The organism is Streptomyces sp. 2P-4, from assembly GCF_030167965.1.
Classification (GTDB): Bacteria; Actinomycetota; Actinomycetes; order Streptomycetales; family Streptomycetaceae; genus Streptomyces; species Streptomyces globosus_A.
Genome location: NZ_CP095011.1, coordinates 4,070,270 through 4,091,865, shown reverse-complemented (window position 1 = coordinate 4,091,865; position 21,596 = coordinate 4,070,270). Strand labels below are relative to the sequence as shown.

Here is a 21,596-nt window from a genome sequence, read left to right as displayed (position 1 = left end):
CTTTTCCGTTGCGGAGTTCGGCACGATAGGGAGTGATTGCCGGTTCCCGTAACGCCGTTCAGCGGTACCGTCGGGTGTCGAGGTCAGAAGGAGTGTCCAGCATGCCCGAGCAGCACGACACCGTCCCCGAAATCCAGACGTTCGGCCGGCGTGCCAGAGCGGCACGTGACCGCGCCGGGCTGACCCGGGCCGTGGCCGGCGGCCTTGTCGGCCGCTCGGCGGAGTGGGTGAAGGCCATCGAGACCGGCGCCATCGGGATGCCCCGACTCCCCATGCTGATCCGCATGGCAACGGTCTACGAGTGCGACATCGCCGACCTGACCGGCGACGAGCGGATCACCGCGGCCACGTATACGAAGGCGATGCACGCCTCGCTCCCCGCCGTCAAGCGGGCGTTGACCACGTACCAGCTCACGGCGGGCGAGGACGAGCCGGAGGCCGCCGAGGTGCTGGCCGCCCGGGTGCGGCGGGCCTGGAAGCTGTGGCACGGAGACGGCGACCACCGGAGCCGCGTCGCCGCTCTCCTGCCGGACCTCCTCGCCGACACGCAGCGCTCGGTGCGCGCCTTGGAGGGGGCCGAGCGCCGGCGGGTCCTCGCCCTACAGGCGCAGGTCTACCACCTCGCACAGCTGTACCTCGCGTTCCAGCCCGAGCCGGAGCTGATCACGATGGCGGGGGACCGCTCGATGAGCGCGGCGCAGGACGCGGACAGCCCCCGTGCCATCGCGGGCGCGGCCTGGTACGTGAACCACATCTACCGCGACGCCAACACCGCCGCCGAGGCGCGGGTCGAGCTGGCCGAGCAGGCGGCCGCACTGCAGCGCCGCGACGACCCGGAGGGCCTGGCCCGGTGGGGCCTGCTCCAGCTGGCGGCCGCACTCTCGTACGCCAAAACGGGCCGGGCCGGGCTGGCGTGGCGGTACTGGGACCGCGCGAAGGACGCCGCCCGGCAGCTCGGCGAAGCGTACGTCCACCCGTGGCTGATCTTCGGGCACGGCATCGTGGACGCCTACGCCCTGGACATCCACCTGGGCCTCGTCCAGCCGGGGAAGGCCGTCGAGGCCGCTGCCGCGCTGGACCTGGGTGCGGTGCCGTCCGCGACCCGACGTGCCCGGCACCTCGTCGAGGCTGCACGGGCCTACGGCATGCAGCAGGAGGGCGTCGCCGCGGTGGCCCTGCTCGGCAAGGCCTACCGGACGTCCCCGGAGACCGTCCGGTTCAGCACGCATGCGCGGATGGTGCTGCCGGAGTTCGCGAAGGCCGGGCCTCCGACGGTCCGCGAGGACGCACGGGAGCTGACGCTGGCACTGGGCCTCACCGCTTGATCATCCAAGGGGTAGTGGCCCTACCTCCCGGCGAGGGGGTAGCGGCACTACCCTCCGTGGGTCCGACCGGTACCTACCGTCGTCCCACCACCCTTGACGACCGTAGGGAGCGCACCACCGTGGAGACCCGCGAGTCCACCACCGCCTGCCACAAGGCGCCGCTGCCCGACGACTTCTGGGACCTGTCCGCCGAGCAGGCGCTCGGGCGGGCGTGTGTCGCCTGTGGGAAGGCGCTCGGGGTGGGCGCCGTCTACCGGGGGCCGGTCCTGGGGCGGGACGGGGGCATGCTGCTCGACGCCGACGTGTACGCCTGCCCGCCCCCGGCGGACGGGCGGTGACGCCGGCGGGGCGGATCTGCGTCGTCTGCCGGCAGCCGGTCCGGGGGGAGGGGATCCGGATCGTGCGGCATTCGGCGTCGGGGGCGCTGCCGGACTGCTGGGTGCATGCCGGGTGCGAGCGGGTTCCGCTGCGGCCGCTGAGGCCGCGGCCCCGCCGCGGGGCGTAGCCCCGTCCTACGCCGGGAAGCGGTGGTCGACCCAGCGGAAGGTGACCTCGATCAGGGCCGCCGCGGCCGCGGCGATGCCCACCGCCGCCCACGGCATCGTCGTGCCGACCAGCTTCAGCTGGAAGAACTCCTGGAGCCACGGCACCACCAGCACCAGCAGGAACGCCCCGCCCATCGTCCCGACCAGGGCGACCCGCCACCACGTGTACGGGCGGGCGATGATCGCCAGGACCCACATCGAGGTGAGGAACAGCGTGAGCGTCGCGGCGCTCGTCTCGGCCTGGAGCGCCTCCGGGCCGGTGTAGTGGTGGCGGGCGACCAGGTAGGCGGTGAAGGTGGCTGTCGCGGCGACGATCCCGCCGGGGATCGCGTACCGCATCACCCGTTTCACGAAGTGCGGGCGCGCCCGCTCCTTGTTGGGGGCGAGGGCGAGGAAGAACGCCGGGACGCCGATCGTCAGCGTCGACAGGAGGGTGAGGTGGCGCGGCAGGAACGGGTACTCGACCTGCGAGCAGACGACCAGGATCGCCAGCAGTACCGAGTAGACGGTCTTCGTCAGGAAGAGGGTCGCGACGCGGGTGATGTTGCCGATGACGCGGCGGCCCTCGGCGACCACCGACGGGAGGGTCGAGAAGCTGTTGTTCAGCAGGACGATCTGGGCCACGGCCCGGGTCGCCTCGGAGCCGGAGCCCATGCTGACGCCGATGTCGGCGTCCTTGAGGGCGAGCACGTCGTTGACGCCGTCGCCGGTCATGGCGACGGTGTGGCCGCGGGACTGGAGGGCGCCGACCATGTCCCGCTTCTGCTGCGGGGTGACCCGTCCGAAGACGGCGTTCTGGTCGAGGACGCGGGCCATGCCGTCCCGCTCGGCCGGCATGCGGCGGGCGTCGACGGTGTTCTCGGCGCCGGGCAGGCCCAGCTTGCCGGCGACCGCGCCGACGGAGACCGCATTGTCCCCGGAGATGACCTTGGCGCGGACGTCCTGCTCCTCGAAGTAGCGCAGGGTGTCCGCGGCGTCGGGGCGCAGCCGCTGCTCCAGGACGACGAGGGCGGTGGGGCGGACTCCGGTGGCGACGCGGTCGTCGTCGAGTTCGCGGGCGGCGCGGGCGAGCAGCAGGACGCGCAGGCCCTGTTCGTTGAGGGTGTTGATCTCGTCGAGGGCGGGGTCGCCGGGCGGGAGGAGGACGTCGGGGGCGCCGAGGAGCCAGGTGGAGCTCTCGCCGTCGCCCTCGCTGAAGCAGGCGCCGCTGTACTTGCGGGCGGAGGAGAAGGGCAGGGACTCGGTGCAGCGCCAGTCCGCGCTGTCGGGGTAGGCGTCGATGATCGCCTGGAGGCTGGCGTTGGGCCGCGGGTCGGATTCGCCGAGCGCGCCGAGGACCTTCCTGACGTAGCCGGGGTCGGCGCCGCCGAGGGGGCGGAGCTCGGTGACGTCCATGCCGCCCTCGGTGAGGGTGCCGGTCTTGTCGAGGCATACGACGTCGACGCGGGCGAGGCCCTCGATGGCGGGCAGCTCCTGCACCAGGCACTGCTTGCGGCCCAGCCGGATGACGCCGATCGCGAAGGCGACGGAGGTGAGCAGGACCAGGCCCTCGGGGATCATCGGGACGATGCCGCCGACGGTGCGGGCGATGGAGTCCTTGAGGTTGGTGTCCTTGACGACGAGCTGGCTGACGATGAGCCCGACCGAGGTGGGGATCATCATCCACGTGACGTACTTGAGGATGGTGGAGATGCCGGAGCGCAGCTCGGAGTGGACGAGGGTGAAGCGGGTGGCCTCCTCGGCGAGCTGGGCGGCGTAGGCCTCGCGGCCGACCTTGGTGGCGGTGAAGGCGCCGCCGCCTGCGACGACGAAGGACCCGGACATGACAGGGTCGCCGGGCCGTTTGAGGACGGGGTCGGCCTCGCCGGTGAGGAGGGACTCGTCGATCTCCAGGCCGTCGGCCTCGCCGACGACGCCGTCGACGACGACCTTGTCTCCGGGTCCGAGTTCGATGACGTCGTCGAGGACGATCTCGGAGGTGGACACCTCGGCGGTGCGGCCGTCGCGGCGGACGCTGGGTTTGGCCTCGCCGATGACGGCGAGGCTGTCGAGGGTCTTCTTGGCGCGGAGCTCCTGGACGATGCCGATGCCGGTGTTGGCGAGGATCACGTACCCGAAGAGGCTGTCCTGGACCGGGGCGACGATCAGCATGACGACCCAGAGGACGCCGATGATGGCGTTGAAGCGGGTGAAGACGTTCGCGCGGACGATGTCGGCGGCGGAGCGGGACGAGCGGACGGGCACGTCGTTGACGGCGCCGCGGGCGACGCGCTCGGCGACCTCCGCGGTGGTCAGCCCGGCGGGCCGGAAGCGGGGGGCGGGCGGGCTGACGGGGTGGACGGGGTCGAGTTCGGCCCCGGCGTCGATGCCGCCGCTGTCGGTCCCGGCCCCGGTGCCGGTCCCGACCCCGGTTGCGGCTCCGCTGCCCCTTCCGGTCCCGGTTGCGGCCCCGCTCCCCGTTCCGGTGCCGCCGCCCGGTTCGGGACCGCCCGATTCGATCTTCGCCCGCTGCGTCATGCTTTCGACGTTAGAGCCGGAACTGCGGCTTCACCCGCCGAGCGGTAGGAAGATCCGACTTCGGGATGAGGGAAATCGTCCTCGGGTCGAAGGAGTACGGGGCTGCGGCCCGCGCGGTGCCCCAGGGGCGGCTCAGGGGCGGCTCAGGCGCCGTCCTGCTGCGCCGCCCGCTCGGCGGCGTGCCGCTTGAGGGCGGCGTCGCGGCCGCGCACGTACCGGATGCCGATGAGGCCGAGGACGCCGCCCGCGGCGCAGCACCACACCCACCACAGCAGGCCGCGGTCGGCGAACCAGCCGTAGAAGGGCAGCTGGAGGACGAAGAGGGCGAACCAGAGGACCGTGCCGCCGGTGACGGTCGCGACGACCGGGCCTTCGAGGGGCTCGGGGGCCTCGTGTTTCGCTGTCCATTTCGCCATGGCCACCAGTCTAGGCCGCGGAATTCGGGGTCTACGCGCGGAGATGGACGCCCTTTCGTTCATGTGTTCATACTGAAACGGTTTGGGCATGGCCCATTTCTCTCGTATGAACCCCCAATGCCCACGCAATGAGGACCGTATGACCACGTCGGCCCCTGCTCCGGCCCCCGCCTCCCCCGCCCGGCCCCCGGCCCCCGAGGCGTCCGGGGTGGACCGCTTCTTCAAGATCTCCGAGCGCGGCTCGACCGTGGCCCGCGAGGTCCGCGGCGGCTTCGCCACCTTCTTCGCGATGGCCTACATCATCGTGCTGAACCCGATCATCCTCGGCAGCGCGAAGGACATGTACGGCAACCAGCTCGACGGCGGCCAGCTCGTGACCGCCACCGTCCTGACGGCGGCCCTCACCACCCTCCTCATGGGCGTCATCGGCAACGTCCCGATCGCGCTCGCCGCCGGCCTCGGTGTCAACACGGTCGTCGCCCTCCAGCTCGCCCCCCGGATGAGCTGGCCCGACGCGATGGGCATGGTCGTCCTCGCCGGCTTCGTCGTCATGCTGCTCGTCGCGACGGGCCTGCGCGAGCGGGTCATGAACGCGGTCCCGCTCGGCCTGCGCAAGGGCATCGCGATCGGCATCGGCCTGTTCATCATGCTGATCGGCCTCGTCGACTCCGGCTTCGTCACCCGCATCCCCGACGCCGCGCACACCACCGTCCCCCTCCAGCTGGGCACGGGCGGCCACCTGCTCGGCTGGCCGGTGCTGGTCTTCGTCGCCGGCGTGCTGCTGACCCTCGCCCTGCTGATCCGCAAGACGCCCGGCGCGATCCTGATCTCCATCGTGGCCATGACCGCCGTCGCGGTCGCCGTCCAGGCCGTCGTGCAGCTTCCGGACTCCGGCTGGGGCCTGACCGTCCCCGAGTGGCCGGGCAGCCCGGTGGCCGCCCCCGACTTCGGGCTCCTCGGCGAGGTCAGCCTCTTCGGCGGCTTCTCCAAGGTGGGCCTGCTGACCGGCTGCCTCTTCGTCTTCACCGTGCTGCTGTCCTGCTTCTTCGACGCGATGGGCACGATCCTCGGCGTCGGCGACGAGGCCAAGCTCATCGAGAAGGACGGCACCTTCCCCGGCATCAACAAGGTCCTGCTGGTCGACGGCCTCGCCGTCGCCTCCGGCGGCGCGACGTCCTCCTCCGCGACCACCTGCTTCGTGGAGTCCACCGCGGGCGTCGGAGAGGGCGCGCGCACCGGCCTGGCCAACGTGGTGACCGGCGGTCTCTTCGCCGCCGCCCTGTTCCTCACCCCGCTCGCCACCATGGTCCCGTCGCAGGCGGCCACGCCGGCCCTCGTCGCCGTCGGCTTCCTGATCCTCGCGGGCTCGGTCAAGGACATCGACTGGAGCGACTTCACCATCGCCGTCCCGGCCTTCCTGGCCATGGTGATGATGCCGTTCACCTACTCGATCACCAACGGCATCGGCATCGGCTTCATCAGCTTCAGCGTGCTGCGGCTGGCGACCGGCCGGGGCCGCGAGGTGCCGGCGGCCATGTACGCCGTCTCGGCGGTGTTCGTCTTCTACTACGCGATGCCGGCCCTCGGCCTGACCTCGTAGCCCCCGGCCGCCTCAGGTGCGGCCGTAGAACTTCTCGGTCTCGTCGACGGCCGCCTTGAAGCGCTCGTCGAAGTCATCGCGGATGAGCGTCCGGACGACATAGTCCTGGACGCTCATTCCGCGTTTGGCGGCATGTCTGCGGAGGCGGTCGAGCAGCTCCCCGTCCATGCGCATGCTGAACACCTGTGTCCCCATGGCGAAAGGGTCACCGCACAGGACGCGCACGCGGGGGGCTTTTCGGCTCACGCTCACCCTTATGAGTGACACCGGGCCGGTCGTCGGCCGGGGCGGGAAACCGATTGGTCTTTAGCGAGAGTAATGAGTTACGCTAAGGACATGCTTGACCTGACCCATGGCGACGACGCCGCCGCCGTGAACGACCTGCGCTCCGCCGTCATGCGGCTGGGCCGCCGCCTGAAGCACCAGCGCGTCGACGAATCGCTGAGCCCGACCGAGATGTCGGTCCTCGGCACCCTCGCCCGGTGCGGCCGGGCCACGCCCGGCGAGCTGGCCCGGCGCGAACACGTACAGCCGCCGTCCATGACGCGCATCGTCGCGCTCCTGGAGGCGAAGGGCCTGGTCAAGCTCGAACCGCACCCCGACGACCGCCGCCAGAAGGTGGTCAGCCAGACGGAGGAGGCCGAGGCGATGCTCGAACAGAGCCGCCGCAAGCGCAACGCCTTCCTGGCCGGGCTCGCGGCGGAGCTCACCGAGGACGAATGGGCCCGACTGCGCGCAGCCGCGCCCGTCCTGGAGAAGCTCGCCCACCTGTAGGAACCACACCGGGAGGCGAACGCCTTTGAGTACGGGAAACGGAGCATCCTCCGCACCCGGCCATACACCCACCACTACCCCTCGCGCCGCGGGCCGGAACACGAAGTCCTCGATGTTCCGCTCGCTGAAGATCCGGAACTACCGGCTCTTCGCCACGGGACAGGTCGTGTCCAACACCGGCACCTGGATGCAGCGCATCGCCCAGGACTGGCTGGTGCTGTCCCTGACCGGCTCGGCCTCCGCGGTCGGCATCACCATCGCGCTGCAGTTCCTGCCCATGCTGGTGTTCGGCCTCTACGGCGGCGTCCTCGCCGACCGGCTGCCCAAGCGGCCGCTGATCCTCGCCACGCAGAGCCTGATGGGCCTGACCGGTGTCGCGCTCGCCGCGCTCACCCTCGCCGGGCACGTCCAGGTCTGGCACGTCTACGTCGCCGCACTGCTGATCGGCCTGATCACCGTCGTGGACAACCCCGCCCGGCAGACCTTCGTCTCCGAGATGGTCGGCCCCGACCAGATCGCCAACGCGATCAGCCTGAACTCGGCGAACTTCCAGTCCGCGCGGCTGGTCGGCCCGGCGGTCGCCGGTCTCCTGATCACCGCCGTCGGATCCGGCTGGGCCTTCCTGCTGAACGGACTGTCCTTCGCCGCGCCCGTCGCCGCCCTGCTGCTGATGCGCCCGGCCGAGCTGCACCGCACCGCACCGCAGCCGCGCGCCAAGGGCCAGCTCCGGGAGGGCGTCCGGTACGTCGCCGGGCGGCCCGAGCTGCTCTGGCCGATCGTGCTCGTCGGCTTCGTCGGCACGTTCGGGTTCAACTTCCCGATCTGGCTGACGGCATTCGTCTCCGACGTCTTCCACAAGGACGCCGGCACGTACGGCCTGCTGAACACGCTGCTCGCGGCCGGCTCCCTCGCCGGCGCGCTCCTCGCCGCCAGGCGCGGCACCTCGCGGCTGCGGGTGCTGGTCGCCGCGGCGGTGCTGTTCGCCGTCCTGGAGGTCGCGGCCGCCTTCGCGCCGTCGTTCTGGCTGTTCGCGGCGCTGCTCGTCCCGCTCGGCATGTTCGGGCTGACCGTGAACGTCACCGCGAACGCGGGCGTCCAGACGGCCTGCGACCCCGAGATGCGCGGCCGCGTCATGGCCCTGTTCATGATGGTGTTCACCGGCGGCACCCCGATCGGCGCCCCGCTCGTCGGCTGGGTCACCGACACGTACGGGGCCCGCACCGGCATGGCCGCGGGCGGCCTCGTGTCACTGGCCGCGGCCGCCGCGATCGGCGTCGTCCTCTCCCGGGTCGGCAACCTGCGGCTGAGCGTCGGCCGCCGCGGCGTCGTCTTCGTCCCCGCCGGGCCCCGCGGCCACCTCGTCAAGGCGGCCTGAGCCGGCGGCCGCCGGGGCGCGGCCTACGAGGAGGGGCCTACGAGGAGGGGCCTACGAGGAGCGGGGGCGCCGACGGAACAGCCGCCGGCCCGCCACGACGAGCAGCGCACCGACCGCCAGCACCGCCGCACCGCGGCCCACGCCGCCGCCACCGCCCTCCGGGGCGGCGGCCGGCGGCGCGCCCGGCGCGGCCGTCGCCCCCGGCCCGGCCGGCACCGCGGCCGCCGCGGGCTGCACCGGGACGGCCACCACCCGGCTGTTCGCGCCCTCCGCGCCGAACATCAGCGCCGACCCGTCCGCGGTGTACGTCACGGACTCCGCCTGGCCCTGCCACGGCGCGCCCACGGACACCCCGTCCCCCTGCGGCCGGCCGTCCTTCCACGCCCACGTCTTCGCGAAGAAGTAGCCGCGCAGGGTGAGGCTCGCACCGTCCGGGGAGAACGCGCCGTCCGTCACCCAGGGCAGGTCCGCCACCCGCCGGAAGACGTTGGCCCCCGACGCGGACAGCCTCTCGGGGCCCTCGTACAGGCCGCCCTTGTCCTCGCTCTTGCTCGCGATGTACACGCGGCCCGTCACCGGGTGCACCATGAGCGCCTCCGCGTTGCGCGGCCCGTCCGCGTAGCGCACCGTGAACTGCTCGGCCTTCACCGTGGCGTCGCCGAGCTTCGCGGGCTCGGGGAAGCGGTAGATCCAGACGTGGTCCCAGGTGCCGTCCCTGTTGTCGCCGATGTCGCCGACGTACAGCTGCCCGTCGGGGCCGAGCGAGATCGCCTCGACGTCGCGCGGCCGGCCGATGCCGGCCAGGGTCAGCCGGGCCACCGTCCTGCCCGTCGCCGAGTCGACCGCGTACACGTACGGGCCGTCGTCGCTGTCGTTGTGCGTCCAGTACACGCCCGGGTGGGCGCGGCTCGCGGCCAGCCCGCTCGACTCCTTTATCCGCGGGTCCGCGATGGTGAAGCCGGTGGCGGCAGCGGACGGGGCCGGGCTCGCCGCGGCAGCCCCTCCCGCCGCCGCGGCCGGACCGGCCGGCACCGGCACCAGGAAGGCGGCGGCGCAGGCGGCCGCGACGGCGGCCCGCCGGGCCCGCCGGGCGGGCGGGGGCGCGGACACGGGCGGGGGCGGGGACGGCAGCAGGCGCATGTGCCCAAGCCTGCCAGGGGCGCCCCGCGTGTCCGGCATCACAGGGGCGCGCGGCGTGTGATCCGCGATGATGACCGGATGCGTTTCATGTTCGTCGGCGACTCCATGACCATCGGACGCGCCGGCGACTACACCTGGCGCTACCGGATGTGGCAGCACCTGAACGCCTGCTTCGGCGGCCCGTACGCCGTCGTCGGCCCCCGCACGGGCCTCTACGACCCCCGCGACGACGCCCCCACCAGCCACGACTACGCCGACCCCGGCTTCCCCGAGCGGGCCCGCCGCCACCTCGCCGGCTGGGGCGAGGGCTGGCAGCACATGGCGCCCCTCATAGGCGGCGCCGTCGCCGCCGGCCGCGCCGACGTCCTGCTCGTCTCCCTCGGCCTGATCGACCTCGGCTTCTACACCGCCGCCGACGAGACCGCGGCCAACGCCCGCCGCTTCGTCGCCGCCGCACGCGCCGCCCGGCCCCGCATCCGCATGGTGCTGCTGCCGGTCATCCCGAACGTGCGGGCCGAGTCGGACGCGCCGTTCGCCGCCGAGGTCGACCGCTTCAACGAGCTCCTCGCCAAGGCCGTCGCCGACCTGTCGACACCCTCCTCGCCGATCCTGCTGGGGGCGCGCCCCGCCGGGTACGACATCCACCGCGACACCTACGACGGCACCCACCCCAACGCCTCGGGCGAGCACCGCCTGGCCGGCGAGTTCGCCTCGGTCCTCCACCAGGCCTGGGGCATCGGCGCCCCCTACGCCCCCGCCCCGGACCACGCCCGCCCGTAACGCGTCGCCCGGCGGGGCCGCCGCCCTGCCGGAACGGGCGACGGCCGTGCACACGAGGCCCTACCCGGTCACCAGGCGAAGGCCTCCGGGGACGGGCCCGGCCCCGGGAAGATCTCGTCGAGTCCGGCGAGGACCTCCTCGCTGAGCTCCACCTCCAAGGCGCGCAGCGCGCTCGTCAGCTGCCCGGGGGTGCGCGGGCCGACGATCGGACCCGTCACGCCCGGGCGCGTGAGCAGCCACGCGAGGGCCGTCTCGCCCGGCTCCAGGCCGTGCTTGTCGAGCAGGTCCTCATATGCCTGCACCTGCGCCCTCACCGAGCTGTTGGCCAGCGCGTCCGCCGACCGCCCCGACGACCGCCGGCCGCCCTCGGCCTCCTTCTTGATGACCCCGCCCAGCAGGCCGCCGTGCAGCGGGGACCAGGGGATGACCCCGAGGCCGTAGTCCTGGGCCGCCGGGATGACCTCCATCTCCGCGCGGCGCTCGGCGAGGTTGTAGAGGCACTGCTCACTGACCAGGCCGACCATCCCGCGCCGGGCGGCCGTCTCGTTGGCCTGGGCGATCTTGTAGCCGGGGAAGTTCGAGGAACCCGCGTAGAGGATCTTGCCCTGCTGGATCAGCACGTCGACGGCCTGCCAGATCTCCTCGAAGGGGGTCCGGCGGTCGATGTGGTGGAACTGGTACAGGTCGATGTGGTCGGTCTGGAGCCGCTTGAGGCTGGCCTCGACGGCCCGGCGGATGTTCAGCGCCGACAGCCGGTCCTCGTTGGGCCAGCTCTCGCCCTCGCGGGACATGGAGCCGTAGACCTTGGTGGCGAGGACCGTCTTCTCCCGCCGGCCGCCACCCTGGGCGAACCAGCTGCCGATGATCTCCTCGGTGCGGCCCTTGTTCTCACCCCACCCGTACACGTTGGCGGTGTCCACGAAGTTCAGACCTGCGTCGAGCGCGGCATCCAGGATGCCGTGGCTGGTCGGTTCGTCTGTCTGCGGGCCGAAGTTCATCGTGCCGAGGACGAGTCGGCTGACCTTGAGTCCGGTGCGTCCGAGCTGCGTGTACTTCATGAGGCACAAGCCAACTGCTTCGAGCCCACTCCAGGCAAGAGCGCCACTCGCCCGCCCGTTTATGCGACAACGCGCATAGTCGCGTCTGTGCATGGACGGCCGCGAGCGGCCCCCGTACGGTCGTCTCGGGCGGCCCGACCGGGCTGACAGGCCAAAGGAGTTCCGCATGGCACGCGAAGAACTGACTCGGCTCACCGGCAATGGCAACGGCACGTGTGGAGAGGACGACTGCCCGAACGTCTACCGCACCGCTTCCGGCTCCATCGTGGTTCAGGGCGACGTATCCGACGCCTTCGCTCCCCCGCAGGGGGAAGGGCTCGTGGAGATTCCCGAGAGCGTTCTTCGGGAGGCCGTTCGTGCTCTTGGATGGTGACGAGTGGCGGGCGATGTTCCGGGGCTTCCGGTCGGAGGCGTGGCGGCTGGAGACCCTGCCCCAGTACCTCGTACCGCAGGAGACGAAAGAACTCGAAGCTTTTCGGGCAGGCAAACGCGTCGACCCGCATGCCTACGCGTCCGCGTACACGGAAGACCTGAGGCGGTTGCGCGGCGAGGGGAGGTGCAAGGGGCGAGTACACGTCCTGACACGACCGCTCTCCGAGTACCTGCGCTTCGAGTTCTCGCGTTACTACGCCCCACACGTGCTCGCCGGGGAGGACATCCGTATCCTGGACGTGACCGAGCGGGAGAACCCGTTGCCGGACGTCGACGACTTCTGGATGTTCGACCGCTCGACGGTCGTCCTGATGCACTACGAGGGCGACGGCACGCAGATCAGCCGGGAGCTGTACGAAGGTGACCCTGCGCCGTTCGTCGAGTGGCAGCGCATCGCCGTTGCCGAGTCGGTTCCCTTCCTGGAGTACGCGGAGCGCGTGACGGAGTGACGTTCGAAGCCGAGCAGCTTGGTGAGTCCGGTGCCGAGCTCGCTTGCTTGCTTCGGGACTTGCGCAAGCGAGCCGGCCTCTCTGGGGACCGGCTCGCGGCGCGCTGCAACATGTCCCAGTCGAAGGTGTCTCGGATCGAGAACGGCCGGACACGGCCATCCCTGATCGATGTCGAACAGATCTTGCGAGCGCTGGACGCTCCACCGGCACTGGTCGCCGAGGTCTCCGCCCTCGCCAGGATGGCGAACACCGAGTGGCGGAACGTCCGAGAGCTTCGGCGCAAGGGGCTCGGCACGAGACAGGCCGAGCTGAAGTCGCTCGAAGCGTCCTCCACGCAGATGCGGTACTTCCTGCTCTCCATGGTCACCGGCCTGCTCGCGACACCGGAGTACGTACGGGCGAGCCTGGCTCACTCGACGGCCGACACGAGCAAGGCCGTAGCAGGGAAGCTGGGACGGCAAGCCGTCCTCTACGACGTCTCCAAGCGGTTCACTTTCGTTCTGACCGAGCAGGCGGTTCGCTGGCCGGTCGTCTCCCCACTGGCACTGGCCGAGCAGATGGACCGGCTGGCGTCCCTGTCCTACCTCCCGAACGTTCAGATCGGCGTGATTCCCCTAGGCGCACCGACGCCCCGAACCCCCCTGAGCACGTTCACCATCTACGACGCCGCGTTGGTCACCATCGAGACGACGGCGGGAAGCCTCGTACTCCGCGACGGCCGAGACGTTCAGGCCTACTTGAAGGAGTTCGCCGGGTACGAGGAACACGCCCTCTTCGGAGAAGACCTTCGGGCGCGCCTCGCCGCCTGGTCCGCCGCTTGCCGTGCATGACTTCAGTCGACTACGCGACTGACGCGTCACCCCGTGCGCACCCCGGGGGATCATCCTTCGGCAGGCGAACAGTCAGGAGGTCGTACGGATGAGCACACCCAAGACGACGATGGCGGGGCCGGTGTACCTGACCCTTCCGGCGGGAGACCCGGACCCCGTCGCGGGATGCAGGCAGTGCCTCGGCATCGCCGTGACCCGAGCCAACGCCCGGTCGGTCGGCGATCACTCCAAGGTGACGGACGCGAACGTCGTGCTCCGCACGCACCTGCGGGAAGACCATGGGGCCGAGTGATGGCGCGCGCGGTCCTGCGGTTCTTGACGCACCGGATCACGCGGCATCCGGACACGGACGTGACCTACGAGGCGGAGTGCCTGCACTGCAAGTGGAAGGCGGAGCCGTCGACGGACAGTGCGGCGGTCGACGTCGAGTGTATGAGCCACACCCGCATGAGCAGCCATCGCGGCTTCCGGCGGATCTGCACGTCGTTCGCCATGGTGGTGCGGGCCGGGTGAGGCAGTGTTCAGGAGCGGCAGGCGCAGGAGCCGCCGCCGGCGGCGGGCTCTACTGTCCGACGGCGGCCGCCACTGCCACGACGAAGAACATCAGCACGAGAACACCGGCCATCACGCGGTTTCGGGTCTTGGGATCCACCCGTCGAGCGTAACGCGGCCGCCGCCGGTCCCCGTACCGAGGGCCGGGCTGCGGCCCCCGCGGCCGGGTGTCAGCCGCCGAGGGGCCAGGCGCCGGCCACCTCGTAGCGGGGCCGCTCGCCGGGGACGCCGCTCACCGGGAGGCTGCTGCGGACCAGGCTGAGCTCGCCGACCTGCCACGGCGTGCCCTCGAAGCCGGCGAGGGCCTCCGCGTACGGGCGCAGGCCGGTGCCGCCGGCGCTGCGGGCGACGGTGAGGTGGGCGGTGTAGCGGCGGTGGCGGTCCATGGGGACGCCCGCCCGGCGGGCCGCCGCGTCCGCCCGCTCGGCGAGCATCCTCATCGCGTCGATGCCGCCGGCGGCGCCCGCCCACAGGGCGCGGTCCCCGAAGCGGCCGAAGCCGTGCAGGCGGAGGGTGAAGGGCTCGGTGCGGTGCGCGGCCCGCTCCAGGCGGGCGTGCAGGTCGGGCAGGAGCGCGTCGCCGACCTCGCCCATGAAGGCGAGCGTGAAGTGCCAGCCGTCCTCACCGGTCCAGCGCAGCCGGTCGTCGCGGACGGGCTCCAGGGCCCGGCGCAGCTCGGCGACGGCTTCCGGGGGCGGCAGCACCGCGGCGAACAGCCTCATGGCGCGAGCGTAGCCCGCGGGTGCGCGCGACGCCTCCCGCCGCGGCGCGCGGGTTCGCGTACGGGCGCACCGTACGGGCCGCCGGGATCCGCGGCCCAACGCCGGGCGCCCGTACGGCGTGTCGGGGCGCGTGCGGGCGAACCGCGCGGCGCAGCGGGCGCGTTGGCGTGCGGGCCGCCAAGGGGGCGGCGGGGCGGCGCCGTTCGAGGTGCTACGAGTGTCCGAGGTCCGCGGCCGGGAGGTCCGTCGACGGCACCGAGCCGGTGTCGGGGGCGGGCCGCAGCGGGAACTCGTCCGACGCCATCGAGTCGAGGACCGGCGGCGCGGGCCGCAGCGGCTTCGGCATGACGGCGGCCTCGGAGTGCCCGCCGCAGCCGTACGAGAGGGAGACCAGGTGGCCGTCGGCGGGCCCGAACTCGTTGGCGCAGACGCCGAAGGCCTGGCCGAGGGAGCCGCCGATGGCGACGAGGAAGCCGCAGGAGACGCAGGACGCGGGGGCGGCCTGCGCCATCGGGGTCTTCGCGCCGTAGGCCTCGTCCCAGCGGTCGGCGGCGGAGTGCAGCCCGTACCGGGACAGGACGCGGGCGCGCCGCATGCCGAGCTCCTCGGCGACCGCGGCGATGGAGCCGCGGACCGGGACGGCGGTGCGGTCGGTGACGTCGGCGTCCTCCGCCTCGACGAGCTCGGCCATCTCCGCGGAGACCGCCGAGTTCGGCGGCGGCGCGTCCTCGCCGGTGAAGCCGGGCTCCAGGCGCAGGTCGTCGGCGTCGGTGGGCAGCAGGTCGCCGGGGCCGAGGTCGCCGGGCCGCAGGCGCTCGCTCCACGGCACCCATTCGGGGGCCAGGAGGGCGTCGGAGCCGGGAAGGAGCACCGTTTCGTCGAGGGTGACGTACTTCGCACGGGAGGCGCGCGCCACGGTGACGGCCCACCGCCATCCGCGGTAGCCGGCGTCCTTGCACTCGAAGAAGTGCGTGACGACGCGGTCGCCCTCCGCGACCATCCCTACGTGCTCGCCCACGACGCCTGGCGCGGCAAGCTCCTCGGCCGCCCCGCGGGCGAGGTCCACCGCCTCGGCGCACAGGCGGTCGGGGGTCCGGCTTCGCGTCGTCGCAGCACTCACAGGTCTCGTTCTCTCCTACGCCGTCTCACGAGTGCGCCGTCCGTCCCGTCGTCCACAACGACCCGTCGGTCCTGTCCGTGCGAGGCGCGGGCGGAGCGGACCAGAGGGCCGCGTCGACGTCCGCACCCGATCGGTCCCGGGCGCACCTACCTGCCATCCATTCTGCGGGATCGCGAAGAGGCGCGCCGCCAAGAGCAACCGCCGGTGGCGCGCTACGCACGCTACCTCCTCCGGAGCCCCTCGCCCACATGCAAGGTCCGATTCGCGGACAAGGCGGCGGCACGGACGCGGCCGGCCCGCGGCCGCGGACGGCCCCCGCGGGGGTGCCGGGGCGCGCCCGGGAGCCCGGGGGCGGCGGGTCGGCGCCGGGCCGGTGGGGCAGTATGTCGGGTGTGGCACCCGTACGGTCGTCGCGCGGCGGCCCGGGACCGGCCAGGCGGGCCGGCCGGGCCGTCGGGCGTGCCCTGCACCTGCCGGTCACCGGTGCGGCGCGCGGGATCCGGCGCGCGACGCACGCGCACGGGGCCGGCGAGTCGGGCCTGGGCAAGCTGATCGAGCTGCACGCCGTGAACGGCGCCGGCGACGTGATGATCACGGTGGCGCTGGCGTCCACGGTGTTCTTCTCCGTTCCCACGGACGAGGCACGCGGCCGGGTCGCTTTGTACCTCGCCATCACGATGGCGCCGTTCACCGTGCTCGCCCCGGTGATCGGCCCGCTGCTGGACCGGCTGCCGCACGGGCGGCGCGCCGCGATGGCCGGGGCGATGCTGGCGCGGGCGCTGCTGGCGCTGACGATGTCCGGGGCGGTCGCCACGGGGGGTATCGAGCTGTACCCGGCGGCGCTGGGCGTGCTCGTCGCGTCGAAGGCGTACGGGGTGGTGCGCAGCGCGGTGGTGCCGCGGCTGCTTCCGGCCGGGTTCTCCCTGGTGAAGGCGAACTCGCGGGTGACGCTCGCGGGCCTGCTGGCCACGGGCGCGGCCGCGCCGGTCGCGGCGGGACTGCACACGATCGGGCCGCCGTGGCCGCTGTACGGGGCGTGCGTGATCTTCGTGGGGGGCACGGTCGCGGCGTTCCGCCTGCCGCACAAGGTGGACGAGGCCAAGGGCGAGCGGCGGGTGGTGCTGTCGACGCACGAGCCGCGCTCGCGGCGGCCGGGCCTGCGCACGGTCAGCAGCTCGGTGCTGTGCGGGCTGCTGGCGAACGCGGCGATGCGCGCCCTGTCGGGTTTCCTGATCTTCTTCCTGGCGTTCCTGCTGCGGGAGCACCCGCTGTCCGGGCAGAGCGCGGCGGTGTCGCTGGGCATCGTCGGCGTGGCGGCGGGCCTCGGCAACGCGTCGGGGACGGCGGTCGGGGCGTGGCTGCGGGCGCGGGCCCCGGAGGCGATCATCGCGGCGGTGCTGTCGCTGGCGCTGGGGGTGGCGGTGCTGGCCGCGGTGTTCTTCAGCGGGCTGTTCGTGGCCGTGCTGGGGGCGACGGCCGGGTTCTGCCAGGCGCTGGCGAAGCTGTCGCTGGACGCCACCATCCAGCGGGACGTCCCGGAGTCGGTGCGGACCTCCGCGTTCGCCCGGTCGGAGACGCTGCTGCAGGTGGCGTGGGTGCTGGGCGGCGCGATCGGGATCGCGCTGCCGCTGAACGGGGTGCTGGGCATGTCGGTGGCCGCGGCGATCGTCGCCGCGGGCACCGCGTCGGCCGTACGGGGCCTGCTGTCGGCGCCCCGCCCCGACCGTCCGGGCGCCGCCCGGACGCGCGCCGCGTGACGCCGTCCGGGCGGCCGTGTGCGGCGGCCCGGGCGGCGGGCGGGCCGCAGGCGGGCGGACGGTCGGCGCCGGACCGGTCGGGGCGGCGGGCGGCCGGCAGGGGGCGGCGGCTGCGGCGGGCGGGGGACGCGGCGCGGCGGCACGCCGCAGGTCGGCGGGACCCCGTGCGGCGGCGGGGGCGACCGGCCCGATAGCCTTCGGCTCATGACCGCACCGCTTATCTCGGGTAAGGGCCGCCGCAGCGTCGCGGCTCTCGGAGCCGTGTCCGCCGGCCTCCTCCTCCTTTCGGCCTGCGACAAGCCGACGCCGCTCGCGACCGTGACGGTCGGCACGTCGTCGGTGTCCTCCGAGGCCGCCTGCACGGACTCCAAGGAACTCTCCATGGAGAAGGTCCAGGAGTGCCTCACCGACATCCGTGACGCCAAGACCATCGACTACGGCCGCGGCGACACGCTGCGGCTGGGCGTCGAGCCCGAGGTCGTCGAGGACGGCAACCGGTGGCAGGCGGTCCTGGACGGCCAGCCGATCACCGAGCCGTCGTCGAACACCTACCGCAGCTTCCCCGGCGCCGACATCTTCGCCACCGGCGGCCAGGGCGAGGCCCCGTCCTCCAAGAAGCTGAACATCGTCCAGGTCAGCGCGGAGGGCAAGCCGCTCGCCGTCTGGGCCTTCAACGTCAAGCTGAAGTAACCGCGCAGGCGACGGTGCGCGCGCTCATCGTGACCGCGGTGGCGGCGGAGGCGGACTCCGTCGCCGCCGGGCTCACCCCTCATCCGGATCCGGCGGTGCCGGAGCCGCGCACCCTGCCGGGCGGCTACGCCGTCCTGCGCCGCGACCTGCCGGGGCTCGCCGCCGACGTGCTCGCCGGGGGCGTCGGCCCGGCCGCCGCGGCGGCCGCGACGGCGACGGCCCTCGCGCTCGGCGACTACGGGCTCGTCGTCTCCGCCGGGATCGGCGGGGGCTTCCAGCCTGCCGCCCCGCCCGGCAGCCTCGTCGTCGCCGACGCGATCGTCGCCGCCGACCTCGGGGCCGACACCGCGGACGGCTTCGTCCCCGTCCAGGAGCTCGGCTTCGGGCGGAGCGTGCACCTGCCGCCCGCCGAGCTCGCCGCGCACGCCGGGGAGGCCGCGGGGGCGCTGCTCGCACCCGTCCTGACCGTCTCCACCGTCACCGGCACCGCCGAGCGGGCCGCCGCCCTCGCCGCCCGGCACCCGTCGGCCGGCGCCGAGGCCATGGAGGGCTTCGGGGTCGCCGAGGCGGCCGCGGCGCACGGGCTGCCGGTCCTGGAAGTCCGCGGCATCTCGAACGCCGTCGGCCCGCGGGACCGCGACGCCTGGCGGATCGGGGACGCGCTCGCCGCCCTCACCGCGGGATTCCGCGCGCTGGGGCCCGTACTCGTCCACTGGGGAGAGCAGCATGAGCACCGCCGTGAGCACCGCAGCCGACCGTGACCCGGGCGCCGCGCTGAGGATCGCCTACTCGCCGTGCCCGAACGACACGTTCGTCTTCGACGCGTGGGCGCACGGCCGGGTGCCGGGCGCGCCCGCCCTCGACGTCACCTTCGCCGACATCGACCTCACCAACGGCATGGCCGAGCGCGGCGAGCTGGACGTGCTGAAGGTGTCGTACGCCGTCCTGCCGTGGGTGCTCGGCGAGTACGCGCTGCTGCCGTGCGGCGGCGCGCTCGGCCGGGGCTGCGGGCCGCTGGTGCTGGCCCGCGAGCCGGGCCTGGACCTCGCGGGGCGGACGGTCGCGGTGCCGAGCGAGCGCTCCACGGCCTACCTGCTGTTCCGGCTGTGGGCGGCGGACGTGCTGCCCGGCGGGGTCGGCGAGGTGGTCGTGCTGCCGTTCCACGAGATCATGCCGGCGGTGCGCGACGGCCGGGTCGACGCGGGGCTCGTCATCCACGAGGCCCGGTTCACGTACCGGGACTACGGGCTGCACTGCCTCGCCGACATGGGCGAGCACTGGGAGACCACCACCGGCCTGCCGATCCCGCTCGGCGCGATCATCGCCAGGCGCTCGCTGGGGCCCGAGACCCTGCGCGCGCTGGCGGAGTCCGCGCGGACCTCGGTGCGGATGGCGTGGGACGACCCGGAGGCCTCCCGGCCGTACGTGCGCGCGCACGCGCAGGAGCTGGACCCGGCCGTCGCCGACCAGCACATCGGGCTGTACGTGAACGAGTTCACCGCCGACCTCGGCGAGGACGGGTACGCGGCGGTCCGCGGACTGCTGACGCGGGCGGCGGCGGAGGGGCTGGTCCCGGCGGTGGCGCCGGACGCGCTGGCCTTCCCGTAGGGCCTGTATTGAGTTGCCCCGTGGAGCAAGGAGCGGCGTTCGGTGCGTGCCCTCGGCGCGCGGGACGAATGTCCTCGTAGCTCCGCTACGAGGACATTCGGCTCGTGCGCCGAGGGTGCGTGCCGGGCGTCGCGACGCCGCGGGGCAACTCGATACAGGCCCTAGTGCTGTGGCCGGCCCCGTGCCCGCCCGTACCGACGCCGGTGCCCCGCCGCTTGCGAGGAGCGGCGGGGCACCGGGGCGGGCGGGCGGCGGCCGGCGCGGGGCTGCCGGCGGCGGCTCAGACGTCCAGCTGGTCGGCGACCGCGCGGAGCAGGCCCGCGATCTTCGTGCCGTGGACCTTGTCGGGGTAGCGGCCGCGCTCCAGCATCGGCGTGATGTTCTCCAGCAGCGTCGTGAGGTCCTGCACGATCGACGCCAGCTCGTCCGGCTTGCGCCGCTGGGCGGCCGCCACCGACGGCGCCGGGTCCAGCACCGTCACGGACAGCGCCTGGTCGCCGCGCTGGCCCGCGACGACGCCGAACTCGACCCGCTGGCCCGGCTTGAGGGCGTCGACCCCGGCCGGGAGTACCGAGGAGTGCACGAAGACGTCGCCGCCGTCGTCTCGGGAGAGAAAGCCGAAGCCCTTCTCACTGTTGAACCACTTGACCTTGCCGGTGGGCACGTCCGTCCTCTGTCCTTGTGCTCGTCGGGTCCGGTGGGCCGCCGCGGCGGCTCCGGATAACAGCGCAGCGGGCCATGGGTGACCCGCCGACTCCAGGCTAGTGGGCGTTGAGCAGGTGACAAGACGTTCCCCGGACCTTCACCGGCTCCACGGCTGTCGGCCGCTCAGGCCAGGGAACTACCCTGGTGGGGTGACTGTTACTCCTCACCCTGACGAACCGCGGCCCGGCGACGGCCTCGTGAAGGCCGGCGGCGTCGTGTTCATCGCGGGCGCCCTGGCCACGCTGGCCACGATGGCCCCGCTGTTCCTGGACATCGACCCGTTCCCGCCGTACGCCTGGGCGGTCTGCATGCTGATGGGCGTCGGCTTCGCGATCTCCGCCGCCGGGGTCCTGCGGTCGGCGGGGGCCCAGCGCCGGGCCGCCCGCGCGGCCGTCGGGACGGACGGGCAGGCGTAGCCGGGGCGCCGGACCCGGACCGGGACCGAACGGTCCGGGGCGGGGCCGGACGGAGGGGCCGCCGAGGGGCCGTCAGGGGTTCCGGACGCGCGCGAATCCGGCCAGCCAGGCCGGCAGGGCCGTCAGGTCGGGCAGGACGACGTCCGCCCCCGCCTCCCGCAGCTCCCGCTCCGGGCACGGCCCCGTCGCCACCGCGACCGACACCGCACCGGCCGCCCGCGCCCCGCGGACGTCCCCGACGTGGTCGCCGACGTACACCTGCGCCCCGTGCTCGCGCAGCGCCACCGCCTTCGCCTCGGCCCACAGCCAGCCGACGACCGCGTCCGGGCGGATGCCCAGGTGGTCCAGGTGGAGGCGCGCGTTCGGCTCGTGCTTGGCCGTGACGACGACGGTGCGGCCCCCGAGCTCCCGCACCGCCTCCACCGCCTCCCGGGCCCCGGGCAGGGCGCGCGTCGGCTCGATCGCGTAGGCGGGGTAGATCTCCCGGTAGCGGTCCGCGACGGCCTCGACCTCGCCCGGCGGGAACCAGTGCGCCAGCTCCTCGGCGAGCGGCGGCCCCAGCCGGGAGACCGCGGCGTCGGCGTCTATGTACGTACCCGTCTCCGCCGACAGCGCCAGGTAGGCGGCCCTGATGCCGGGCCGCGAGTCGATGAGGGTCATGTCGAGGTCGAACCCGACCGTGAGGGGTGCGGGCGCGCCGGCGTCGGCGGGCCCGGCGGGGGCGGCGGTCGTCTCGGAGCTCATGCGGGCCATTGTGCCGAAGGGGGCGCGGGTGCCGACCGGGG

The 21,596-nt window shown here is 73.4% G+C and carries 25 protein-coding genes; 16 read left to right on the top strand and 9 right to left on the bottom strand.

What is annotated here, in order from left to right; translation table 11 throughout:
- The first annotated feature begins 101 nt into the window (after window positions 1–101).
- A complete protein-coding gene (locus MUK52_RS18125; protein WP_284578284.1) occupies window positions 102–1,325 on the top strand; it encodes a helix-turn-helix domain-containing protein in 1,224 nt (407 codons plus the stop codon).
- Between the two features lie 119 nt (window positions 1,326–1,444).
- Window positions 1,445–1,663: a hypothetical protein gene (locus MUK52_RS18120; RefSeq protein ID WP_284578282.1), complete on the top strand. Its 219-nt coding sequence runs from the start codon at window positions 1,445–1,447 to the stop codon at window positions 1,661–1,663.
- Between the two features lie 174 nt (window positions 1,664–1,837).
- Here the strand turns inward: MUK52_RS18120 and MUK52_RS18115 are convergent, their stop codons facing one another.
- Together MUK52_RS18115 and MUK52_RS18110 are read right to left on the bottom strand one after the other, a co-directional pair.
- Window positions 1,838–4,387 carry an HAD-IC family P-type ATPase gene (locus tag MUK52_RS18115; RefSeq protein ID WP_284578279.1) on the bottom strand — a complete coding sequence of 850 codons (2,550 nt, stop codon included), beginning with the start codon at window positions 4,385–4,387 and terminating at the stop codon, window positions 1,838–1,840.
- Window positions 4,388–4,530: 143 nt separating this feature from the next.
- Complete coding sequence (locus tag MUK52_RS18110; protein WP_114058027.1) at window positions 4,531–4,803, bottom strand: DUF2530 domain-containing protein; 273 nt, start codon at window positions 4,801–4,803, stop codon at window positions 4,531–4,533.
- Window positions 4,804–4,942: 139 nt separating this feature from the next.
- On the opposite strand from MUK52_RS18110, the gene MUK52_RS18105 reads away from it, so the two are divergent.
- Window positions 4,943–6,403: an NCS2 family permease gene (locus MUK52_RS18105; protein ID WP_114058028.1), complete on the top strand. Its 1,461-nt coding sequence runs from the start codon at window positions 4,943–4,945 to the stop codon at window positions 6,401–6,403.
- Between the two features lie 12 nt (window positions 6,404–6,415).
- Here the strand turns inward: MUK52_RS18105 and MUK52_RS18100 are convergent, their stop codons facing one another.
- Window positions 6,416–6,598 (bottom strand): ribbon-helix-helix protein, CopG family, encoded by a 183-nt coding sequence (locus MUK52_RS18100; protein WP_114058995.1) that lies wholly within the window; start codon window positions 6,596–6,598, stop codon window positions 6,416–6,418.
- A 141-nt stretch (window positions 6,599–6,739) separates the two neighbouring features.
- Here MUK52_RS18100 and MUK52_RS18095 point away from each other — a divergent pair, with 141 nt between their 5' ends.
- Entirely contained in the window at window positions 6,740–7,177 is a 438-nt protein-coding gene (locus MUK52_RS18095) for a MarR family winged helix-turn-helix transcriptional regulator (protein WP_114058029.1), read from the top strand.
- A gap of 25 nt (window positions 7,178–7,202) precedes the next feature.
- Window positions 7,203–8,552: an MFS transporter gene (locus MUK52_RS18090; RefSeq protein ID WP_114058030.1), complete on the top strand. Its 1,350-nt coding sequence runs from the start codon at window positions 7,203–7,205 to the stop codon at window positions 8,550–8,552.
- A 51-nt stretch (window positions 8,553–8,603) separates the two neighbouring features.
- On the opposite strand, the gene MUK52_RS18085 is transcribed toward MUK52_RS18090, so the two are convergent.
- Window positions 8,604–9,692 (bottom strand): WD40 repeat domain-containing protein, encoded by a 1,089-nt coding sequence (locus tag MUK52_RS18085; RefSeq protein WP_284578273.1) that lies wholly within the window; start codon window positions 9,690–9,692, stop codon window positions 8,604–8,606.
- Between the two features lie 78 nt (window positions 9,693–9,770).
- Here MUK52_RS18085 and MUK52_RS18080 point away from each other — a divergent pair, with 78 nt between their 5' ends.
- A complete protein-coding gene (locus MUK52_RS18080) occupies window positions 9,771–10,472 on the top strand; it encodes a GDSL-type esterase/lipase family protein (RefSeq protein WP_284578271.1) in 702 nt (233 codons plus the stop codon).
- Window positions 10,473–10,540: 68 nt separating this feature from the next.
- Here the strand turns inward: MUK52_RS18080 and MUK52_RS18075 are convergent, their stop codons facing one another.
- The gene (locus tag MUK52_RS18075) at window positions 10,541–11,530 is read right to left on the bottom strand and encodes an aldo/keto reductase (protein ID WP_284578269.1); all 990 of its coding nucleotides are present in this window, start codon (window positions 11,528–11,530) and stop codon (window positions 10,541–10,543) included.
- A gap of 166 nt (window positions 11,531–11,696) precedes the next feature.
- Between MUK52_RS18075 and MUK52_RS18070 the strand changes: the two genes are divergently transcribed.
- The 5 genes from MUK52_RS18070 to MUK52_RS18050 all read left to right on the top strand — a co-directional run bounded on the left by MUK52_RS18070 (window position 11,697) and on the right by MUK52_RS18050 (window position 13,754).
- Window positions 11,697–11,903, top strand: a complete 207-nt coding sequence (locus MUK52_RS18070; protein ID WP_284578267.1) for a hypothetical protein — start codon at window positions 11,697–11,699, stop codon at window positions 11,901–11,903.
- The gene (locus tag MUK52_RS18065) at window positions 11,887–12,411 is read left to right on the top strand and encodes a DUF6879 family protein (protein WP_284578264.1); all 525 of its coding nucleotides are present in this window, start codon (window positions 11,887–11,889) and stop codon (window positions 12,409–12,411) included. Before MUK52_RS18070 ends, MUK52_RS18065 begins: the two co-directional genes overlap by 17 nt.
- Window positions 12,408–13,241 carry a helix-turn-helix domain-containing protein gene (locus tag MUK52_RS18060; protein WP_284578262.1) on the top strand — a complete coding sequence of 278 codons (834 nt, stop codon included), beginning with the start codon at window positions 12,408–12,410 and terminating at the stop codon, window positions 13,239–13,241. Before MUK52_RS18065 ends, MUK52_RS18060 begins: the two co-directional genes overlap by 4 nt.
- An 88-nt stretch (window positions 13,242–13,329) precedes the next feature.
- Window positions 13,330–13,533, top strand: coding sequence for a hypothetical protein (locus MUK52_RS18055; protein ID WP_284578259.1), 204 nt, complete (start codon window positions 13,330–13,332; stop codon window positions 13,531–13,533).
- Window positions 13,533–13,754, top strand: coding sequence for a DUF7848 domain-containing protein (locus tag MUK52_RS18050; RefSeq protein ID WP_284578257.1), 222 nt, complete (start codon window positions 13,533–13,535; stop codon window positions 13,752–13,754). Before MUK52_RS18055 ends, MUK52_RS18050 begins: the two co-directional genes overlap by 1 nt.
- A gap of 209 nt (window positions 13,755–13,963) precedes the next feature.
- Here MUK52_RS18050 and thpR read toward each other — a convergent pair whose 3' ends face one another.
- A complete protein-coding gene (gene thpR, locus MUK52_RS18045) occupies window positions 13,964–14,515 on the bottom strand; it encodes an RNA 2',3'-cyclic phosphodiesterase (RefSeq protein ID WP_114058036.1) in 552 nt (183 codons plus the stop codon).
- 211 nt (window positions 14,516–14,726) lie between these two features.
- Complete coding sequence (locus MUK52_RS18040; RefSeq protein ID WP_114058037.1) at window positions 14,727–15,635, bottom strand: DUF3027 domain-containing protein; 909 nt, start codon at window positions 15,633–15,635, stop codon at window positions 14,727–14,729.
- A 383-nt stretch (window positions 15,636–16,018) separates the two neighbouring features.
- Here MUK52_RS18040 and MUK52_RS18035 point away from each other — a divergent pair, with 383 nt between their 5' ends.
- From MUK52_RS18035 to MUK52_RS18020, 4 genes are all read left to right on the top strand, one after another.
- Window positions 16,019–17,392, top strand: a complete 1,374-nt coding sequence (locus tag MUK52_RS18035; RefSeq protein ID WP_114058038.1) for an MFS transporter — start codon at window positions 16,019–16,021, stop codon at window positions 17,390–17,392.
- Window positions 17,393–17,596: 204 nt separating this feature from the next.
- Complete coding sequence (locus MUK52_RS18030; RefSeq protein WP_114058039.1) at window positions 17,597–18,082, top strand: DUF2771 domain-containing protein; 486 nt, start codon at window positions 17,597–17,599, stop codon at window positions 18,080–18,082.
- Window positions 18,083–18,096: 14 nt separating this feature from the next.
- Window positions 18,097–18,843, top strand: a complete 747-nt coding sequence (locus MUK52_RS18025; protein WP_114058040.1) for a futalosine hydrolase — start codon at window positions 18,097–18,099, stop codon at window positions 18,841–18,843.
- Window positions 18,809–19,690 (top strand): 1,4-dihydroxy-6-naphtoate synthase, encoded by an 882-nt coding sequence (locus MUK52_RS18020; protein WP_114058041.1) that lies wholly within the window; start codon window positions 18,809–18,811, stop codon window positions 19,688–19,690. The genes MUK52_RS18025 and MUK52_RS18020 overlap by 35 nt, the downstream gene beginning before the upstream one ends.
- Window positions 19,691–19,970: 280 nt before the next feature.
- Here the strand turns inward: MUK52_RS18020 and MUK52_RS18015 are convergent, their stop codons facing one another.
- Window positions 19,971–20,354: a cold-shock protein gene (locus MUK52_RS18015; RefSeq protein WP_030012939.1), complete on the bottom strand. Its 384-nt coding sequence runs from the start codon at window positions 20,352–20,354 to the stop codon at window positions 19,971–19,973.
- A 190-nt stretch (window positions 20,355–20,544) separates the two neighbouring features.
- Here MUK52_RS18015 and MUK52_RS18010 point away from each other — a divergent pair, with 190 nt between their 5' ends.
- The gene (locus MUK52_RS18010) at window positions 20,545–20,811 is read left to right on the top strand and encodes a hypothetical protein (RefSeq protein ID WP_114058042.1); all 267 of its coding nucleotides are present in this window, start codon (window positions 20,545–20,547) and stop codon (window positions 20,809–20,811) included.
- Between the two features lie 72 nt (window positions 20,812–20,883).
- On the opposite strand, the gene MUK52_RS18005 is transcribed toward MUK52_RS18010, so the two are convergent.
- Window positions 20,884–21,555, bottom strand: a complete 672-nt coding sequence (locus MUK52_RS18005) for an HAD family hydrolase (protein WP_114058999.1) — start codon at window positions 21,553–21,555, stop codon at window positions 20,884–20,886.
- Window positions 21,556–21,596: the final 41 nt, after the last annotated feature.